18 protein-coding genes are annotated in these 18,997 nt (G+C 32.4%); 9 read left to right on the top strand and 9 right to left on the bottom strand.

Features of this window, described 5'->3' with window-relative positions; genetic code table 11:
- Window positions 1–15: 15 nt before the first annotated feature.
- From nqrF to CELLY_RS03180, 6 genes are read right to left on the bottom strand one after another with little or no spacing between them, the layout of a single operon-like run.
- A complete protein-coding gene (gene nqrF, locus CELLY_RS03155; RefSeq protein ID WP_013620210.1) occupies window positions 16–1,323 on the bottom strand; it encodes an NADH:ubiquinone reductase (Na(+)-transporting) subunit F in 1,308 nt (435 codons plus the stop codon).
- Between the two features lie 2 nt (window positions 1,324–1,325).
- Window positions 1,326–2,060, bottom strand: coding sequence for an NADH:ubiquinone reductase (Na(+)-transporting) subunit E (gene nqrE, locus CELLY_RS03160; RefSeq protein WP_013620211.1), 735 nt, complete (start codon window positions 2,058–2,060; stop codon window positions 1,326–1,328).
- Between the two features lie 27 nt (window positions 2,061–2,087).
- Complete coding sequence (locus CELLY_RS03165; RefSeq protein WP_013620212.1) at window positions 2,088–2,735, bottom strand: NADH:ubiquinone reductase (Na(+)-transporting) subunit D; 648 nt, start codon at window positions 2,733–2,735, stop codon at window positions 2,088–2,090.
- A gap of 3 nt (window positions 2,736–2,738) precedes the next feature.
- Window positions 2,739–3,488, bottom strand: coding sequence for a Na(+)-translocating NADH-quinone reductase subunit C (locus CELLY_RS03170; protein ID WP_013620213.1), 750 nt, complete (start codon window positions 3,486–3,488; stop codon window positions 2,739–2,741).
- Window positions 3,489–3,508: 20 nt separating this feature from the next.
- Window positions 3,509–4,711 carry an NADH:ubiquinone reductase (Na(+)-transporting) subunit B gene (locus tag CELLY_RS03175; protein ID WP_013620214.1) on the bottom strand — a complete coding sequence of 401 codons (1,203 nt, stop codon included), beginning with the start codon at window positions 4,709–4,711 and terminating at the stop codon, window positions 3,509–3,511.
- A 3-nt stretch (window positions 4,712–4,714) separates the two neighbouring features.
- Window positions 4,715–6,064, bottom strand: coding sequence for a Na(+)-translocating NADH-quinone reductase subunit A (locus CELLY_RS03180; RefSeq protein WP_013620215.1), 1,350 nt, complete (start codon window positions 6,062–6,064; stop codon window positions 4,715–4,717).
- 183 nt (window positions 6,065–6,247) lie between these two features.
- Here CELLY_RS03180 and CELLY_RS03185 point away from each other — a divergent pair, with 183 nt between their 5' ends.
- The 3 genes from CELLY_RS03185 to pruA all read left to right on the top strand — a co-directional run bounded on the left by CELLY_RS03185 (window position 6,248) and on the right by pruA (window position 9,856).
- Window positions 6,248–7,492 (top strand): type IX secretion system plug protein, encoded by a 1,245-nt coding sequence (locus tag CELLY_RS03185; RefSeq protein ID WP_013620216.1) that lies wholly within the window; start codon window positions 6,248–6,250, stop codon window positions 7,490–7,492.
- A 255-nt stretch (window positions 7,493–7,747) separates the two neighbouring features.
- Window positions 7,748–8,134, top strand: coding sequence for a Co2+/Mg2+ efflux protein ApaG (gene apaG / locus CELLY_RS03190; protein WP_013620217.1), 387 nt, complete (start codon window positions 7,748–7,750; stop codon window positions 8,132–8,134).
- A 93-nt stretch (window positions 8,135–8,227) separates the two neighbouring features.
- Window positions 8,228–9,856 carry an L-glutamate gamma-semialdehyde dehydrogenase gene (gene pruA / locus CELLY_RS03195; RefSeq protein ID WP_013620218.1) on the top strand — a complete coding sequence of 543 codons (1,629 nt, stop codon included), beginning with the start codon at window positions 8,228–8,230 and terminating at the stop codon, window positions 9,854–9,856.
- Window positions 9,857–10,175: 319 nt separating this feature from the next.
- On the opposite strand, the gene rsmG is transcribed toward pruA, so the two are convergent.
- Window positions 10,176–10,811, bottom strand: a complete 636-nt coding sequence (rsmG, locus tag CELLY_RS03200; RefSeq protein ID WP_038507236.1) for a 16S rRNA (guanine(527)-N(7))-methyltransferase RsmG — start codon at window positions 10,809–10,811, stop codon at window positions 10,176–10,178.
- Window positions 10,812–11,044: 233 nt separating this feature from the next.
- On the opposite strand from rsmG, the gene CELLY_RS03205 reads away from it, so the two are divergent.
- From CELLY_RS03205 to CELLY_RS03220, 4 genes are all read left to right on the top strand, one after another.
- On the top strand, window positions 11,045–12,145 hold the full coding sequence (locus tag CELLY_RS03205) for a fatty acid desaturase family protein (RefSeq protein ID WP_013620220.1): 1,101 nt from the start codon (window positions 11,045–11,047) through the stop codon (window positions 12,143–12,145).
- A 15-nt stretch (window positions 12,146–12,160) separates the two neighbouring features.
- The gene (locus CELLY_RS03210) at window positions 12,161–13,345 is read left to right on the top strand and encodes a pyridoxal phosphate-dependent aminotransferase (RefSeq protein WP_013620221.1); all 1,185 of its coding nucleotides are present in this window, start codon (window positions 12,161–12,163) and stop codon (window positions 13,343–13,345) included.
- Between the two features lie 403 nt (window positions 13,346–13,748).
- The gene (locus CELLY_RS17315) at window positions 13,749–14,288 is read left to right on the top strand and encodes an RluA family pseudouridine synthase (protein WP_316931706.1); all 540 of its coding nucleotides are present in this window, start codon (window positions 13,749–13,751) and stop codon (window positions 14,286–14,288) included.
- A 59-nt stretch (window positions 14,289–14,347) separates the two neighbouring features.
- Window positions 14,348–15,421, top strand: coding sequence for a DUF3667 domain-containing protein (locus CELLY_RS03220; protein WP_013620223.1), 1,074 nt, complete (start codon window positions 14,348–14,350; stop codon window positions 15,419–15,421).
- Between the two features lies 1 nt (window position 15,422).
- On the opposite strand, the gene CELLY_RS03225 is transcribed toward CELLY_RS03220, so the two are convergent.
- Complete coding sequence (locus CELLY_RS03225) at window positions 15,423–16,073, bottom strand: lysoplasmalogenase (protein WP_013620224.1); 651 nt, start codon at window positions 16,071–16,073, stop codon at window positions 15,423–15,425.
- Window positions 16,074–16,195: 122 nt separating this feature from the next.
- Between CELLY_RS03225 and CELLY_RS03230 the strand changes: the two genes are divergently transcribed.
- Both CELLY_RS03230 and CELLY_RS03235 read left to right on the top strand, forming a co-directional pair.
- On the top strand, window positions 16,196–17,044 hold the full coding sequence (locus tag CELLY_RS03230) for a ChaN family lipoprotein (RefSeq protein ID WP_013620225.1): 849 nt from the start codon (window positions 16,196–16,198) through the stop codon (window positions 17,042–17,044).
- An 11-nt stretch (window positions 17,045–17,055) separates the two neighbouring features.
- Window positions 17,056–17,541, top strand: coding sequence for a nuclear transport factor 2 family protein (locus CELLY_RS03235; protein WP_013620226.1), 486 nt, complete (start codon window positions 17,056–17,058; stop codon window positions 17,539–17,541).
- Here CELLY_RS03235 and CELLY_RS03240 read toward each other — a convergent pair.
- Window positions 17,507–18,997 carry a TrkH family potassium uptake protein gene (locus tag CELLY_RS03240; protein ID WP_013620227.1) on the bottom strand — a complete coding sequence of 497 codons (1,491 nt, stop codon included), beginning with the start codon at window positions 18,995–18,997 and terminating at the stop codon, window positions 17,507–17,509. The two genes, CELLY_RS03235 and CELLY_RS03240, sit on opposite strands and share 35 nt — an antisense overlap.

An 18,997-nucleotide genomic window follows, 5' to 3' on the forward strand; every position in this document is an offset into this window, starting at 1 on the left:
TTATATTTTTTAGACTTATCCTCCAAAGTCATCAAATCTGATGTGCTCATCTGGAATACCAAAATCTTCACCCATTTTCTGAACAGCTTTGTTCATTAAAGGAGGTCCACAGAAATACAATTCAATATCTTCTGGAGACTCATGATGACTTAAATAATTATCTATTACACAATTGTGAATAAACCCTACAAAACCATCACCAGGCGCATCTATATTTTCTTTTACTTTCCAGTTATCTTCTGGTAAAGGCTCAGAAAGTGCTAAGTAAAACTTAAAGTTAGGGAATTCTTTTTCTAACTCGTAGAAATGATCCAAGTAGAATAACTCTCTCTTAGAACGTCCACCATACCAGTAAGTAACTTTTCTTCCTGTTTTTAATGTTTTAAATAAGTGGTATAAGTGAGAACGCATTGGCGCCATACCTGCTCCACCACCAACATAAAGCATTTCAGATTCAGACTCATTAATAAAGAACTCACCGTAAGGTCCAGAAATAACAACTTTATCTCCTGGTTTTTGTGCAAATATGTAAGATGAAGCTACACCTGGGTTAACATCCATCCATCCGTTTTTAGCTCTATCCCAAGGCGGAGTAGCAATACGTACGTTTAACATAATTTCACGACCTTCTGCAGGGAAAGAAGCCATTGAGTAAGCTCTTTCTACAGTTTCTTCGTTTTTCATTACTAAAGGCCATAAATTAAATTTATCCCATTCTGCCTGAAACTTATCTGGAGTTTCATGCTCTTCAGGGTGAGCCGTAATATCTATATCAGAATACTTAATTTCACATTCAGGAATTTCTATCTGAATATATCCACCAGCTTTGTAGCCCATATCCTCTGGAATTTCAACTACAAATTCTTTAATAAATGATGCAACATTGTAGTTACGTACAACTGTAGCATCCCATTTTTTAATACCAAATACTTCTTCAGGAATGGTAATTTCCATATCCTGCTTTACTTTAACCTGGCAAGCTAAACGCGCACCGTGGTTTAACTCTTTTTTAGAGAAGTGAGGTGTTTCTGTTGGTAAAGCATCTCCACCACCAGATAAAACGTGACACTCACACTGTATACAAGTACCACCACCACCACATGCAGATGGTAAAAATATTTTTTGGTTACCTAATGTTGTAAGCAAAGAACTACCAGAGCCTACTTCAACCTTCTTTTCTCCATTAATGGTTATAGTAACAGGACCAGAAGGAGATAATTTTTCTTTTGTAAAAAGTAAAAGAGCAACTAATAATAACAATAACGCCATAAAAGCAATTACCGTAATTACAATTGTACCTATTGTGCTTGTAGCTAAAATCATTCTTATTTATTTAAAGCGTTATTGTAAGAAACTGAATTTTCATCAATTTCATTTTTAACTTCCTTGTCTTGTGCCTTCTGTGCAGTTTCTTTTGCTTCTTTTTTAGGAGCATCATCACCACCAGTTAACATACCACCAAAGCTCATAAAGCCAATAGCCATAAGACCTGTGATTATAAACGTAATACCTAAACCTCTTAAAGGAGCAGGAACGTTAGAGTATCTAATTTTTTCGCGAATTGCAGCAATAGCTAAAATTGCTAAAAACCAACCAATACCAGAACTTATACCGTAGTTAAAAGCCAAACCTAACGTTTGTATATCTCTAGATTGCATAAATAAAGAACCACCTAAAATGGCACAGTTTACTGCAATTAAAGGTAAAAATATACCCAAAGAGTTATATAATGATGGCGAAAACTTTTCTACTACTATCTCAACCAATTGTACCATTGTTGCAATAGTTGCAATAAATAATATAAATGATAAAAAGCTTAAGTTATAATCTGCATACTCTGGCCCTAACCAAGCTAAAGCACCATCTCTTAACAAGTACTGATCTAACAACCAGTTCATAGGTACAGTTACTGCAAGTACAAATATTACTGCAGCACCAAGACCTACGGCTGTGGATACTTTTTTAGATACTGCCAAATAGGAACACATTCCTAAAAAGGTAGCAAATACCATATTATCTATAAATATGGATTTAAAAAATAATTCTACATGTTCTAACATAACATTGTATTTTTTATATAACTAGTTCTAGTTTTCTTCTATTAATGCTTTATTTCTTGAACGTTGCACCCAAATAATGATACCAACTACTATTAATGCCATTGGAGACAATAACATAAACCCGTTGTTTTCATATCCTATGGCATACAATCCTGTTTTCTCAATAGGATCTCCTAATACTTTAAATCCTAATAATGTACCAGAACCTAAAAGTTCTCTAAAGAAACCAACAATAATTAATATTAAACCATAACCAAATGAGTTTCCAATACCATCTAGGAAAGATCTCCAAGGTCCGTTTGCTAATGCAAAAGCCTCAAAACGTCCCATAATAATACAGTTTGTAATAATTAACCCAACAAATACAGAAAGGGTTTTACTAAGTTCATATGCAAATGCTTTAAGCACTTGATCTACTATAATAACTAAGGCAGCTACTACTACCAATTGCACAATAATTCTAATTTTAGAAGGTATAATGTTTCTCATTAAAGAGATAACAACGTTACCTATTCCTAATACAAACATTACTGAAACCGCCATTACTATTGACGCTTTTAACTCTGCTGTAATTGCCAATGCAGAACATATACCTAATACCTGTATAGTAATTGGGTTGTTATCTGCTAATGGATCTAATATTAGATTTGCATCTTTTTTAGAAAGTAATCCCATTTCTTATTTTTTAGCTATAGTTTCTAAATAATCTTGATAAAGTTTAACGCTTTCTTTTATCATAGCTGTTACACCATTACCTGTAATGGTTGCACCTGCTAAAGCATCTACTTTATTATCATCTTTTCTTTCGTTTATTGGGTCATTGTTACCTTTAGCAACACTAATTCCAACAAAGGCTCCGTTGTTTAAAATAGATTCTCCTTTAAAATCATCCATAAAATAACGTTGCTTTATGTTTGCTCCTAGACCAGGTGTTTCTCCTTTATGATCAAAAAACACACCTTGTACTTTTAAGTCTTCGCCTACTGCAACAAAGCCCCATATAGCATCCCAAAGACCTTTACCTCTCATTGGTATGATGTAAGATTTTACACCATCTTTTTCACCAATAAATAATGGTAATTTTCTAACTTCGCCATTTTTAGCTGCTGTTTCTTGCTTTTTTAAATCTATTAAATAAGCTTCGTCATTTGGCGTAATTTTACCATTTTCAATAACTATTTGCTCTTTAATATATTTTTTAAACTCAGCTTCTACTTTATCTGTAGGTATAAAATTTATACTCCCTTCGTCTACATTATCATTAACACCCATTGCATAAAGGATGTTTTGTTGCTTCTCAAACTTTTCATTCATCTTAATTTTACCACTTAAACTAGATGCAGTAAATGCTAAGATAGAACCCACAACTACAACCATAATGGCTGCAAAAATGACGGTGTAACTATTTTTATCTGTATTAATTGCCATATCTATTCTTTTAACGCTAATTAAGCTGTAGCTTTATTTGATCTTTTTAAACGTTTTTTTACATTACTTTGCACTACATAATGATCTATAGTTGGAGCAAAAACGTTCATTAATAATATTGCTAAGAATACGCCTTCTGGATAAGCAGGGTTAAACACTCTAATTAAAACAGAGATAAACCCAATAAAGAAACCGTAATACCATTTTCCTTTATTAGTTTGTGAACCAGTTACAGGATCTGTAGCCATATATACAATACCAAAAGCTAAACCTCCAACAAGTAAATGTTGCCAGAACTCAAAGCTCATTAATCCGTAAAACTTACTTCCTTCACTAATCCAATCTGCACTAACAACCCCGTTAAAGATTAAGCCCATTGTTAAAGCACCTATTACAGCGCTTAACATAATTCTCCAGCTAGCTATTTTTGTAAAGATTAAAAATAAACCACCTAATAGAATTAAAAACGTAGACGTTTCACCAACAGAACCTGGTATAAAACCAAAGAACATATCTGAAATTGAGTATGATGCATCTGTATTTTGAGCTAACTGTCCTAAGATAGTTTCACCAGAAATAGCATCTGCAGTACCAGCTCTTTCTACAGCCTCGTGTACCCATACTTTATCACCACTCATCCAAGTTGGATAAGCAAAGAATAAAAATGCTCTAATTGTTAATGCTGGGTTTAAGATATTCATACCTGTACCACCAAAAACTTCTTTCCCTATTACAACACCAAAAATAACTGCTATAGCTAGCATCCATAATGGTGTATCTATTGGTACAATTAATGGTACTAACATACCAGTTACCAAGTAACCTTCTTCTACCTCATGTCCTTTAATAACAGCAAAAACAAACTCTACTGCTAAACCAATTACATAAGATACTATTACCAATGGTAATACCGTTGTTAAACCTACTAAAAAGTTATCCCATGTTATAAAATCATTTAGTAATGAAAAATCTGCAGGGAAACCATTAATTGCAGAATAATGTTGGTAACCCGCATTAAACATCCCGAAAATTAAAACCGGAATTAACGCCATTATTACCGTATTCATTGTACGCTTTAAATCATCTGCTGCTCTTACGTGAGACCCAGAGTGCGTAGTTTCATTAGGCAAGTACAAAAACGTATGGATTGCATTAAATGCAGGCGCCATTTTTTTGCCTTTATACTTTTCCTTTAAATTGTGTAATGTATTTTTAAGACCCATCTTTTATCCTATTTCTTTTTGTAATAAGTCCAACCCTTCTCTAATTATTTGCTGATGCGGTTGTTTAGATATACAGATAAACTCTGTTAAAGCAAAATCTTCAGGTGCAACCTCATACAATCCAAGTTGTTCCATTTCATCTAAATCCTTTATCATACAAGCTTTTAGCAGTTGCATTGGATAAATATCTAATGGAAAAACTTTTTCATAAGCACCAGTTACCACAAATGCTCTATGTTCTCCGTTAGTATTGGTATTTAAATCGTATTTTTTCTTAGGGTTTAACCAAGAGAAAGTCATTGCTCTAGTAGACGATATTTTGTTAAAAACTGGCTTATTCCAACCAAACAACTCGTAATCATCTCCTTCAGGAATAACAGTTACTGTGTTATTATAAAACCCTAAATACCCTTCTGGGCTAGTTTTAGAACCTGTTAACACATCACCATTAATTACTCTAAAGTTCTCTATAGAAACTCCGCTACCATATAAAAATGTAGAAATTTCTGATCCAATAGTAGTTGTGTAATATTTTGGAGATTTAACTGCAGAACCTGCTAATGCAATAGTTCTTTGAGGGTTAAATTTACCTGTTAACAACAACTCACCTATTATAACTAGGTCTTGTGCATTAACTGTCCAAACTACTTCTCCTTTGTTAATAGGATCTATCTTGTTTATTTGTGTACCCACTAAACCTGCTGGATGCGGACCAGCTACTTTATGTTCTGTTACACCAGACAAACCAGACAATGGAGAGTTGCTACTACCCACAGAAATGTGCACTTGGCCAGATGTTAAAGTTGCTAATGCTGTAACAGCCGCTTGCAACTCTTTTTCTTTGCCTTGTAACACGTAATCTAAATTGGCTGCTAATGGAGCTGTTGTATACCCAGAAATAAATATAGCCTTTGGAGCCACATTAGGGTTTGCAACAACATCATACGGTCTTTGTTTTACAAAAGGCCAACAACCAGACATTAGCAACTGCGACTTTACGTCTTCTGCAGATGCGCTTGCCAAGTTTAGCGTACTGTGTTCTACTACTTCACCACTTTTATTAGCGCGTATTTTCAGCGTTAATATTTTTCTCCTTGCACCTCTTACAATTTCAACAAGCTCACCAGACACAGGAGAAACAAACTTCATTTCTTCTACATCTTTGTTGTAAAAAATAGGTTCACCTGCTTTTACAGTTGCCCCTTCTTTTACCAACATTTTTGGCATTATCCCGTGAAAATCATTAAGATTTATTGCATAAACATTGCTTAAAACCGCTTTAGAAGTAGTTTGCTCAGCGGCACCGACTAGGTTTATATTTAAGCCTTTTTTTATTCGAATGTCTTTAGACATATTATTGCAGACCTTAGGTTAACAAAATTTCGTGCAAATTTAAAGTTTTAAGCGCAAACTTCCTTGTTAAATCAGCTAAGATGTTTTTATTTATATTAATTCTAAATAAAATTTTAACACTTTTTATCCACGTAATTTTTAGGCATAACTTTTGCTTATCTTTGTGATACAATTATTATATAAATGAAATACTACTCTTTTTTACTTTTTATAATTTTAGTTAGTTTCTCTACTTACGCACAAAACGCTGTAGAAAAAGATGCTCCTAACCATATAAAATCTATTGTATTTAAAGGACCTACAGAAGATCAATTTCCTATTGCACAATTGGGAGATAAAATTTATTTAGAGTTTGATGACTTAACTGCCTCTGAAGAAGATTACTACTACAAAATATCATACTATAATTATGATTGGTCTCCGTCTACACTGTCCAAATCTCAGTATTTAAGTGGCTTTGACAATCTTAGAATCACAAATTACGAAAATAGTTACAACACACTACAAGCTTACTCTAATTACCGCTTACAAATACCCAATAGCAGCATTAGTTTAAAGGTAAGTGGCAATTATATGTTAGAAATATACAACAGCTATAATGAGCTTCAATTTTCTAGACGCTTTATAATTTACAAGGATGCTGTAGCAGTAGGCGTTAGTCCAAAAAGAACAAGAGACTTTGAGTTTCTAAACCAAAAGCAAGCCATACAAATTGCCATAAACGCAGGTAATTTTCAACTTATCAACCCAAAAAAAGAGGTTAAAGTTACAATTTTAAAAAACTACTACTGGCCTACTGCAATTACCAATTTAAAACCACAATATACAATTGGTAAGGAGTTGTTATACAAATACGACAAAGAAAGTAGTTTTTTTGGCGGTAATGAGTTTTTAAATTTTACCACAAAAGATTTACGCGCAACTAGCACTGCAATTGCACGTGTAGAGATGAAAGAATTGTACAACCACTATATGTATGCAGATCTAATTAGAGCCAACGAGCCTTATACCTATTACCCAGATATTAATGGCGACTTTGTAATTACAACGCAACAAGGTGAAGATGCCTCTAGAGAAGCAGAGTACACCAACGTACATTTTAAATTACCTTACACAGACATTATAGGATTAAATGATGTTTATGTATTTGGCAAGTTTAACAATTACGCTATTACAGATGAGAATAAAATGACTTACAATGAAAAAACCGGTTATTTAGAAGCTAAAATTACACTTAAGCAAGGTTTTTACAATTATAAATATGTTATTAAGACCGATAAAGGAGAACTAAAGCAAAATGCAATTGGAGGCAATTTTCATTTTACAGAAAACAATTATTTAGTATTGGTTTATTACAGAAATTTTGGCGACCAATATGATAGCGTTATTGGAGTTGGAAGTGGCAACTCTAGAAACATTACCAACTAACAAAAACCAACTCCGGCTCAATGAACAGGTGTAATTGCCTGTTTGCCGAAAAAAAGTTCATTCAGCGAATATATGAAAGCTGAGTAAGGTACTTTAAATTTTACTTTTTATATTTGTATGTAGCGAATGTGTCACACTCATAGCAAGTTACACATTTCTACTTTAAAATAAGAAGAAGTATTACAACGTAATAAAGTATTCTTTTTTTAGACATAATACACAGATTGAGTATTATATTTTTTAAAGTTAAAACGTATGACTACACAAGTTACTAAAGGCATAAAAATATCAGTAAGCACCAATTTTGAAGGTACATTTTTTAAAAACTACAAAATGCACTACGCATTTGGCTACACTGTAACTATAGAAAACCTAAGCAAAGACTCTGTACAACTAACCTCTAGACACTGGGAAATTTACGACTCTTTAAATGACTTAGAAATTATGGATGGAGAAGGCGTAGTTGGCAAAAAACCAGTTTTAAACCCAGGGCAATCTCATACATACAACTCTGGCTGCCTATTAACATCTCCTATTGGCGCAATGCGCGGACACTACAATATGATAAGCTTTACAGATGGTAAAAAATTTAGAGTTTACATTCCTAGTTTTAAATTTAGCGCACCTTTTGCTTTAAATTAAAAAATACCTATTTCTTACTTTCTAATTGTTTTAATAACGAATAGGATTTTACTACATTTGTTACAATTATTATAATTTATAAAACGTAGCACAATGGGTAAAGGATTTTTTGAAGTTCCAACCGCTTTTAACGAACCAATAAAAAGCTATGCTCCGGGAACACCAGAGCGCCAAGCTGTATTAGAGCAATACAAAGCTTATTACAACGGTAATGTAGATGTTCCTTTATATATTGGAGCAGAAGAGATAAAAACTGGTAACACAAAACCAATGTCTCCTCCGCATGATCACAAACATGTTGTAGGTCAATACCATTTAGCAGAAAAAGAACACGTAACTAAAGCTATAGAAAATACTTTAGAATCTAGAGAAGCTTGGGCAAACCTTGCTTGGGAACAACGTGCTGCTATTTTTTTAAAGGCAGCAGAATTAATTGCTGGTCCTTACAGAGCTAAAATAAACGCTGCCACAATGATGGCACAATCTAAGACTATACACCAAGCAGAAATAGATGCTGCTTGTGAACTTATAGACTTTTTACGTTTTAACGTAGAGTACATGTCTCAAATATATGCAGAGCAGCCAGATTCTGCAGAGGGTATTTGGAACCGTGTAGAGTACCGACCTTTAGAAGGCTTTGTTTATGCAATTACCCCATTTAACTTTACTGCAATTGCCGGTAACCTACCTGCTAGTGCCGCTATGATGGGTAATGTTGTTTTATGGAAACCAAGTGATAGTCAAATATTTTCTGCAAAAGTAATTGTAGATATTTTTAAAGAAGCTGGTGTACCAGATGGCGTTATTAATGTTGTTTACGGAGACCCAGTTATGGTTACAGAAACTGCATTAGCTAGTCCAGATTTTTCTGGTTTACACTTTACAGGTTCTACTTATGTTTTTAAAGAACTTTGGAAGCAAATTGGTAACAACATACACAATTACAAAACCTACCCTAGAATAGTTGGCGAAACAGGAGGTAAAGATTTTATTTTAGCTCATAAAACTGCTAATCCTGCACAAGTAGCTACTGCAATTGTACGTGGCGCTTTTGAATTTCAAGGGCAAAAATGTAGTGCTGCATCTAGAGTTTACTTACCTAAATCTACTGCTGATGAAGTATTAGATTTAGTAAAAAGAGACCTAGACTCTATTAACAAGCCAGGTTCACCTGAAGATATGAGCAACTTTGTTACAGCTGTTATTCATGAAGGTTCTTTTGATAAACTTGCCAAATACATAGATGGTGCTAAGGCTGATGATAATGCAGAAATTGTAGCTGGTGGTAATTATGATAAATCTAAAGGTTACTTTATAGAACCTACTGTAATTGTAACTACAGACCCTAAATATACTACAATGGAAACTGAACTTTTTGGTCCTGTTGTAACTATTTACGTGTATGATGATAAAGATTGGAAAGAAACACTTAAGTTAGTTGATGGTACATCTGAGTATGCATTAACAGGTGCTGTATTATCTACAGACCGTTACGCTATAGAAGAAGCTACAAAAGCATTACAAAACTGTGCTGGTAACTTTTACATTAACGATAAACCAACAGGAGCTGTAGTTGGCCAACAACCATTTGGTGGTGCAAGAGCATCAGGAACCAACGACAAAGCTGGCTCTGCACAAAACTTACTACGTTGGGTTTCTCCAAGACTAATTAAGGAAACATTTGTTACACCAACAGATTATAGATATCCATTTTTAGGATAAACCTTTTTTAAATATAAATTTAAAGCCAAAACAAGCAGGTAATTATCTGTTGTTTTGGCTTTTTTATGCTTAAAAATCAAGCTCTTGTGGCATAAAATTGCTTTTTAAACAATTTTAATGTAAATTTAACGTTAAGCTAATGTAAACATATAGTTTACTTATTGTAAATTTGTATAATTAAACAGAAAGACCATGAAAGAGAGCGTTACACATACAGAAAAAAAGAGAAAAAAAATTAGCATAACCAACATATACAGCTATATGAAGAGTTATGCTAAAAATTGCAAGTATTCTTTTAACAGAATGCTTAGTATTTAAATTACCCTTTGTACTTTAAAGGTAAATAAACCACTTTTTTAGTTTCAAAAAAGTCTTCAGAAAAATGATCTGAAAGGTTGTATATCTCTGTAGTTTTATAATCTTTTAATTCTTCAGATAAATCGCCACCTTTAAGGTACAAAATACCATTACGGCGTTCATGCAAAGATTCTTTTTTAATACGCCCTTTAATCCAACGAACAAATGTGGGCATAGCGGCTACCGCTCTACTAACTATAAAATCAAACTTAGCATCTAAGTCCTCTACCCTCATATGTTTAGCGGTAACATTAGTTAATCCTAAACCGTCTACAACATGTTGTACTACTTTTATTTTTTTGCCAATTGCATCAACTAAAGTAAATTGGGTTTCAGGAAAAAGAATTGCCAAAGGTATGCCAGGAAAACCACCACCAGTACCAACATCTAAAACAGTTGTTCCTGGTAAAAACTGCTGAAATTTAGCAATGCCAGTAGAGTGCAATACATGACGTAGATATATTTCATCTATATCTTTCCTAGAAACCACATTAATTTTTTGGTTCCAATCTGCATACAATGCTTCAAGCTGTATAAAATGTTGCTTTTGCTCTTCTGTTAAGTCTGGAAAATACTTAAAAATAATATCTGCTTTCATATATTTTATCAAAGTTTTGGCAAAAGTAAGCATTTCCATAATCATAAAAATTTCTTATTTTAAGATAATTATCATATTATAAAAAGTACTTTTGCATTATCTTTACTTAGTTTTTGTGACTATTAAAAATTTATAGATCATAAATATCAGAATAATATAAAACATCTACATATAAAACATAATCCTCAAAAAAAGTAACTATAGAGGAAATCAGAATTAAGAATTTAAAAAATATGGAAAATAAATCAATTAGATTTTCACGTAAAGACTCAGCTCAGTTTTTTAAGACTTTGAACAAACGTGTTAATACTTATTTTAAAGAAAACAACATAAAAAAAACAGGTAACTGGAAACTACACATTAAAACAGTTATAATGTTTACGCTATTTTTAGCGCCTTACTTTTTAATATTAACCCTTGGCTTACCAATTTGGGCTAACTTACTACTTACCATTATTATGGGTGTTGGTATGGCTGGTGTTGGTATGAATGTTATGCACGATGGTAACCACGGCGCATACTCTAACAATAAATGGGTTAACAAAATAATGGGTGGCAGTATTTACATACTAGCTGGTAACGTATACAACTGGCAAGTACAACACAATGTACTGCACCATACTTACACTAACATTCATGAACATGATGAGGATTTAGAAGCTGGTAGAATTTTACGCTTTTCTAAACACGCAGAATGGCGCAAGCATCATAAATTTCAGCATTTTTACTCGGTTTTTTTATATGGCTTACTAACATTTAACTGGGCTATTACTACAGATTTTCAGCAAATGTACCGTTATATGAAACGTAATTTATCATACGGTAAAAAACCAAGTAAAATTGGCAACTGGAGTACTTTAGTAATTACAAAATTATTATACATTACTATTTGGATTGTTTTACCACTACTTTTTGCTAATGTAGCTTGGTGGCAAGTACTCCTAGGTTTCTTTATTATGCATTATGTTGCTGGTGTAATTTTGAGTGTCGTATTTCAATTAGCACATGTGGTAGATGATGCAGAAACACCATTACCAGATGAAACAGGCACAATGAAAAACACTTGGGCAATACATCAATTATTTACTACTGTAAATTTTGGGACTAAAAATAAGATTGTAAATTGGTTTACAGGTGGATTAAATCATCAGGTTGAACATCATATTTTTCCAAATATTAGTCACATTCATTACACAAATATCTCTAAAATTGTGAAACAAACGGCAAATGAATTTAATTTGCCATATAATGAATACAAAACTACTAGAAAAGCTATAATTTCGCACTTTAAACATTTAAAGGAGCTAGGAAAAAAACCTGCTTTACAGTACTAGTAAAAACAAAAAAGTATGAGCAATCACTTATCTAACAGAATTACAAACATGTCTACCTCTGCCACTTTAGCAATGGCAGCAAAAGCAAGAGAATTACGCAACGCTGGTAAAGATATTATTGGTTTAAGCTTAGGAGAACCAGATTTTAATATTCCAGATTTTATTAAAGACGCAGCTAAACAAGCTATTGATGATAACTACAGTAGTTATTCTCCTGTAGATGGTTATGCAGATTTAAAACAAGCTATTGCAAATAAGTTTAAAAGAGATAACAATTTAACATACGGACTTAACCAAATTGTGGTTAGTACAGGTGCTAAACAATCTTTAGCAAACATAGCAATGTGTATGCTTAACAAAGGAGACGAAGTAATTTTACCTGCTCCTTACTGGGTTAGCTATAGTGATATTGTTAAACTTGCAGAAGGAACTCCTGTAGAAGTAGCTACTAGTATAGATACAGATTTTAAAATGACCCCTGCTCAGCTAGAAGCAGCTATTACCCCTAACACTAAAATGATGTGGTTTAGCTCTCCTTGTAACCCAAGCGGATCTGTATACAGCAAAGAAGAGTTAGAGGGCTTAGCAGAAGTATTAAAAAAGCACCCTAATATTTATGTGGTTTCTGATGAAATTTATGAACACATAAACTTTAGAGGAGGACACGTTAGTATTGCTGGTATAGATGGTATGTATGAGCGTACCATAACAGTAAACGGTGTATCTAAAGCATTTGCAATGACAGGATGGCGTATTGGCTTTATTGGTGCTCCAGAATTTATTGCTAAAGCGTGTACTAAATTTCAAGGACAAAACACAAGTGGTGCTAATGCTATTGCACAACGCGCTACAATTGCTGCACTTGAAGCTCCCGTAAGCAAAATACAGTTTATGATAGATGAGTTTCATAAAAGAAGAGATCTTGTTTTAGAACTATTAGGACAAATAGAAGGGTTTAACTTAAATGTACCTGAAGGCGCTTTTTATGTTTTTCCAGACATCTCTGCGTTTTTTGGTAAAACTTTAAACGGTACTACTATTAACAACGCGTCAGACTTATCTATGTACTTATTAGAAAATGCAAATGTTGCAACAGTAACAGGTGAAGCTTTTGGCAATCCTAACTGTATCCGTATTTCTTATGCTGCATCAGAAAAAGAATTAAAAGAAGCTATAAGCAGAATTAAAGCTGTTTTATAATTATATACTTAAAAACTACAAAAGGGTCTTATTAGCATTTGCTATAAGACCTTTTTTTATACTTTTACTTTAAAAAATAATTATTACAATAGAAACACACATAGCGGTTACACAAAAAGAACCTATTAGGTTTCAAGACTATGGAACTGGTATTTTTACAGGTATAAGCACAAAATCTGCTTTAAAAAAAGCAATAAAAAAGGGGTTAATTTATATTGATGAAAAAAAAGCATCTACTGGAACATTTATTTATGGGTCTGAAAAAATAACCTTTAACAAACCTGAAGAAAACAACACAAAAAAGAGATTAAATTTAAAGTTAGAAGTTGTATTCCAAGACAATTACCTTGCTATTATTAATAAGCCACCAGGAATTTTAGTTAGTGGTAATACCTTTAAAACCATAGATAACGCACTAGAACAAAATATTACTAAAAGTAGTTTACCAGATGCTACCAAACCTAGACCTGTACATAGGCTAGATTTTCCCACAACCGGACTCCTTATTATTGGTAAAACCTCTGCAAGTATACTAGCATTAAACAAACTGTTTGAAAACAAAAAAATACAAAAAACCTATTTAGCAGTTACCATTGGTGAAATGATAAAAAAAGGAACTATTAATACCAATGTAGATAACAAAGAGGCTTTTACAACTTATAACGTATTAAAAACAGTTACCTCTAACAAATTTAACTATCTAAACCTTGTTAAACTAGAACCTAAAACCGGCAGAAAACACCAATTAAGAGTACACTTATCTTCAATTAACAACCCTATTTTAGGAGATGCAAAATATGGTATTCCTGGAAAAATTATTAAAGGAAAAGGACTTTATTTACACGCATACTCTTTAGATTTTACACACCCTTTTACCAATAAAAAAATATCTGTAACTAAAGAGCCTCATAATAAATACACAAAAATTTTCCCGATGCTCTAGTTCTAAAAAGAGTTATTTTTTTACATAAAATAATTACCTTAGCCATAAAACCAATGTAAATGCCCAACCAAGATATCAACTGCAAAAACTGCGAAAATAAATTTGACGCTAATTTTGAATATTGCCCACATTGTGGACAAAAAGTTAACGATAAACTTACGGTTGGCGTATTATTTAGCAATACAATTAAAAATTACTTTTCTGTAGATGCTCGTTTTTTTAAAAGTTTTTTTCCATTGCTTTTAAAACCTGGCTACTTACCATCTAAATTTATAGAGGGCAAGCGCCTGTTATATTTACATCCCGCACAACTCTACTTATTTTCTTCAATTGTGTTCTTCTTTTTATTTTCATTTAAAGTAAGTAAACAAGAGCGCCAAATTAGAGAAAGTGTAAAATCAGAGAAAACACTTAAGCAAACTATAGATTCTATAAAAGAGTACAATACTACCGATTCTTTAGCTGCCGCCACTGTTATAAAAAAACTAAAGCAAAGTCAAGATAAAACAGGTTTAAAAGATGAGGAATTAGCCAAGTTAGATTCTATTATTAAAGGACAAAATTATAAGGGTGATGACTTCATGACTTTTGGTTTTAACGAATCTAAAGTAGACTCTTTAATAGCTATTAACGCTCCAGACTCTTTAATAACTAAAGAAATGGGCAGAAAAGAAGATGCTGGTTATTTTACTAAAAAAGCATATACTCAAGTTTTAAAACTTTATAAAGATAATGGTAGTTTAGCAAGCATACTACACTCGTTTTATGACACTATACCAATTGCTTTATTTTTTCTGTTACCAATATTTGCTTTCATCTTAAAAATTTTATTTTTCAACAAAAATCCGTTTGCTTACCACTTGGTATTTGCTTTTTACTACTTCTCTTTCCTGTTTAGTACTTTTATAATTTTACTAATTATGAACTATATATGGTCTGGGTTTCCTGGATTTTTACAGTTTTTAATTGTGCTATCAACTTTTATATATTTATGTATTGCTGTTAAAAAGTTCTACAACCAAAGTTGGATTTCTAGCTTTTTAAAAAGCTCATTAGCTACATTTATTTATTTTGTTATTGTTATACCAATTGCCATTACAATACTAAGCACTTTTGCTTTTTTAGCATACTAACTTATTTAGTGTTTTTTAGATGCATAGTAGAATTTGCAATAATACCAATAGCAAGCCAATATGTTAGCAAAATTAACACTCCTGAGTAATTGAAAGCTTGTACAAATTTATTGTAAGCCAAAATAGCGTCTGATATTAAAAACAAACTAACAGCTATTGCTATAGCCAAAAATACACCACCCTTGTGTTTTATGTAGAGATTAATACCTTGCCAACACATAAATAAAATAAACAGAATATAAACACCAACCACAATAACCAACTCTCCTAAACCTTTATAAATAAAACTATAGTAAGCAATACCAGTTGTAAGTAAAACAACAAGTGGCCGTATGTTTAAATTAATTCCGTTTAAAGAAATAAAACTATACGCAAATAATATATGAGCCACTAAAAAAGAAGCTAATCCATAAATAAAATAGTTATTATTTAAAAGCAATGTATCTCCCAACAAGCAAAACAACAAAGCTGTTAATACAGTTATAAAATATTTTTTAGGCTTTCTTTTTCCAAATACAACAACAACAGCTATAATTAAAATAGTGGTTAAAGGTTTTAAGTAATTGTACAATTCTAGATTTTTAACATACTGACTATAAATAGCTGCAAAAGCAGATATCAATATTGCTACATTTAATATTTTTTTACCCATAAATTCTTCATTATAAAATTACTCTACCTAAATATATGCAACTTTCTTTATACAATTTTTTAAATACACTTTACACTTAATAATATTCATTAATTTAGTCCTACTTAAAAAAAATTACACTTGTGAAAATATTTCAGATTACTATTGCCATACTTTTCTCCTTATCAATATACAGCCAAAAACCTGCATATGTAATTTACAATGCAAAAGGTAAAAAAGTGAGTTATAAAAAAATGATTAAGAACCTTAACCAAAAAGATATTATTTTATTTGGAGAGTTGCACAATAATGCTATTGCCCATTGGCTAGAATTAGAGGTTACCAAAGATATACACAAGAACAAAACAGTTACACTAGGTGCAGAAATGCTAGAAGCCGATAACCAAACACAACTAACTAATTATGTTAACGGAGTAATTGACGCAAAGACTTTAGATACTGTAGCAAGACTATGGCCTAATTACAATACAGATTATGCTCCGCTAGTAAACTATGCTAAAAAAAATAAACTACACTTTATTGCTACCAACATACCTAGAAGGTACGCTAACTTAGTATACAAAAAAGGTTTTAAAAGCCTAGATACTTTAAGTGCACAAGAAAAAGAATGGATTGCTCCTTTACCTATTACTTTTGATAGTGAGTTGCCTACCTATAAAAACATTTTAAAAATGATGGGAGATCATGGCACACCAGAACTTGTTATGGCACAAGCTATAAAAGATGCTACAATGGCACATTTTATACTAAAAAATTACAAAGCTAACACAACTTTTATACACTATAATGGAGCTTACCACTCTAACAACTACGAAGGCATTTTGTGGTATTTAAAGAATGAAAATAACACCTTAAACTACGCAACAATAAGTACTGTAAACCAAGAAGACCTTACCAAACTAAAAGAAGAACATTTAAACATTGCAGATTATATTATTTGTGTTGATGCTGATATGACTACAACCTACTAAACCAAACAAAAATGACCAACCAAGAGCTTATTAAAAAGTTTTACACCTCTTTCTCTAATGCAGATGTAAATGGTATGCTTAGTTGTTACCACGACAACATTATATTTACAGATCCAGCCTTTGGCACACTAAAAGGAGACAGAGCAAAGGCAATGTGGCAAATGTTATTAAGTAAAAGTAATGGCGGAACACAAATAACGTTTAACACTATTAAAACCAATAAAAACACAGGAAGTGTACACTGGAAAGCAGTATACAACTATGGCCCAAAAAAAAGAAGCGTAGTAAATAACATAACTGCAAATTTTACTTTCTTAGACGGAAAAATAATAGAACACACAGATAGCTTTAACTTATGGAAATGGTCTAAACAAGCATTAGGTATAAGTGGCTATTTATTAGGATGGTCTTCTTTTTTAAAAACTAAAATACAAACCAAAACCAATAATTTACTAGACAAGTTTATATCCTCTTCCAAAAATACGGAGTTAAAATAATAAGTACCGTAAACAACTCTAATCTACCAGCTAACATTAAAAAGGCTGTCCACCATTTTCCTAAAGCAGGTAAACTATCAAAATTAGCTAAGGGGTTTAAACTTCCTAAACCAGGGCCAACATTACCCAAAGAAGTAGCTGCACCACCTATTGCAGATATAAAATCTAACCCTAAAAAACTAAGCACTAAGGCACCTATTATAAAAAGCAACATATACAATACTAAAAAAGCTATAATATTGTATACAATTTTTTCTGGCACCATTTTATTGTTGTAACGCACAGGTATAATTGCATTTACATGTAGTGTACGTTTAAACTCTAACAATCCGTTTTTTATAATTAGCAAGTGACGCATAACTTTAATACCACCAGCTGTAGACCCTGCACAGCCACCTAAAAACATAAGTCCAAAAAAGAAAACCGTTAAAAAAGGTGTCCAACTAGTAAAATCCGCAGTTACAAAACCAGTAGTAGTAATAACAGATATTATCTGAAACAATGTATGCCTAAATGCACTTTCAGCTTCACCCAAAACCATAGGATGATAATCAGACACAGGCACTTCTGCTTTTAAATAAACTGTAACAGCAGCTATTAATGTAAAAAAGACAACAAAGCCAGTATAAAACTTAAACTCTTCATCCTTAAGCATTTTTTGTATTTTACCTTTAAAAGCAAAGTAACTTAATACAAAGTTGCTACCTGCTAAAAACATAAATAAAATAACAATGTACTGTATTAGTGGGTCGTTATTCCAATAAGCTAAACTTGCATTTTTAGTAGAAAAACCACCAGTAGACAATGTTGCTAAGGAGTGATTTATAGCATCAAAAAAAGACATTCCTGCCAGTTGTAATAATATAGTTTCTGCTACAGTATAACCTACATAAATATACCACAATCTCTTTGCGGTATCTGTAATACGTGGGTGTAATTTATCTGCACTAGGACCAGGAGATTCTGCAGAAAATAACTGCATACCACCAATACCTAAAATTGGCAAAATTGCTATAGCTAAAACAATAATACCCATACCACCAATCCAGTGAGTTAAACTTCTCCAGAAAAGAACACCTTCTGGTAAAATTTCAATATCATTTAAAATAGTTGCCCCTGTTGTTGTGTAACCAGAAACTGTTTCAAAAAAAGCATTGGTAAAACTAGGTATAGAGTCTGTAAATAAATACGGTAACACTCCAGAAATAGACATCACAATCCACCCAAATGTTACAATTAAATACCCCTCTTTTCTCTTTACTTCTTTTTTGTGCCCTTTTGTACTTAACATTGCCATAGCACCAGCTGCTAATGTTACTAATGCAGCCATAGCAATTTCTAATGTAGCACCATCTTTATAAATTGCGCTAATACCAGCAGACAAACCCATAAATCCGCCGTTGCAAAGTAGCAACAAGCCCATTATGTGAACAATAATTTTATAATTAAGCGTCAT

This window comes from Cellulophaga lytica DSM 7489 (genome assembly GCF_000190595.1).
GTDB classification, from domain to species: Bacteria; Bacteroidota; Bacteroidia; order Flavobacteriales; family Flavobacteriaceae; genus Cellulophaga; species Cellulophaga lytica.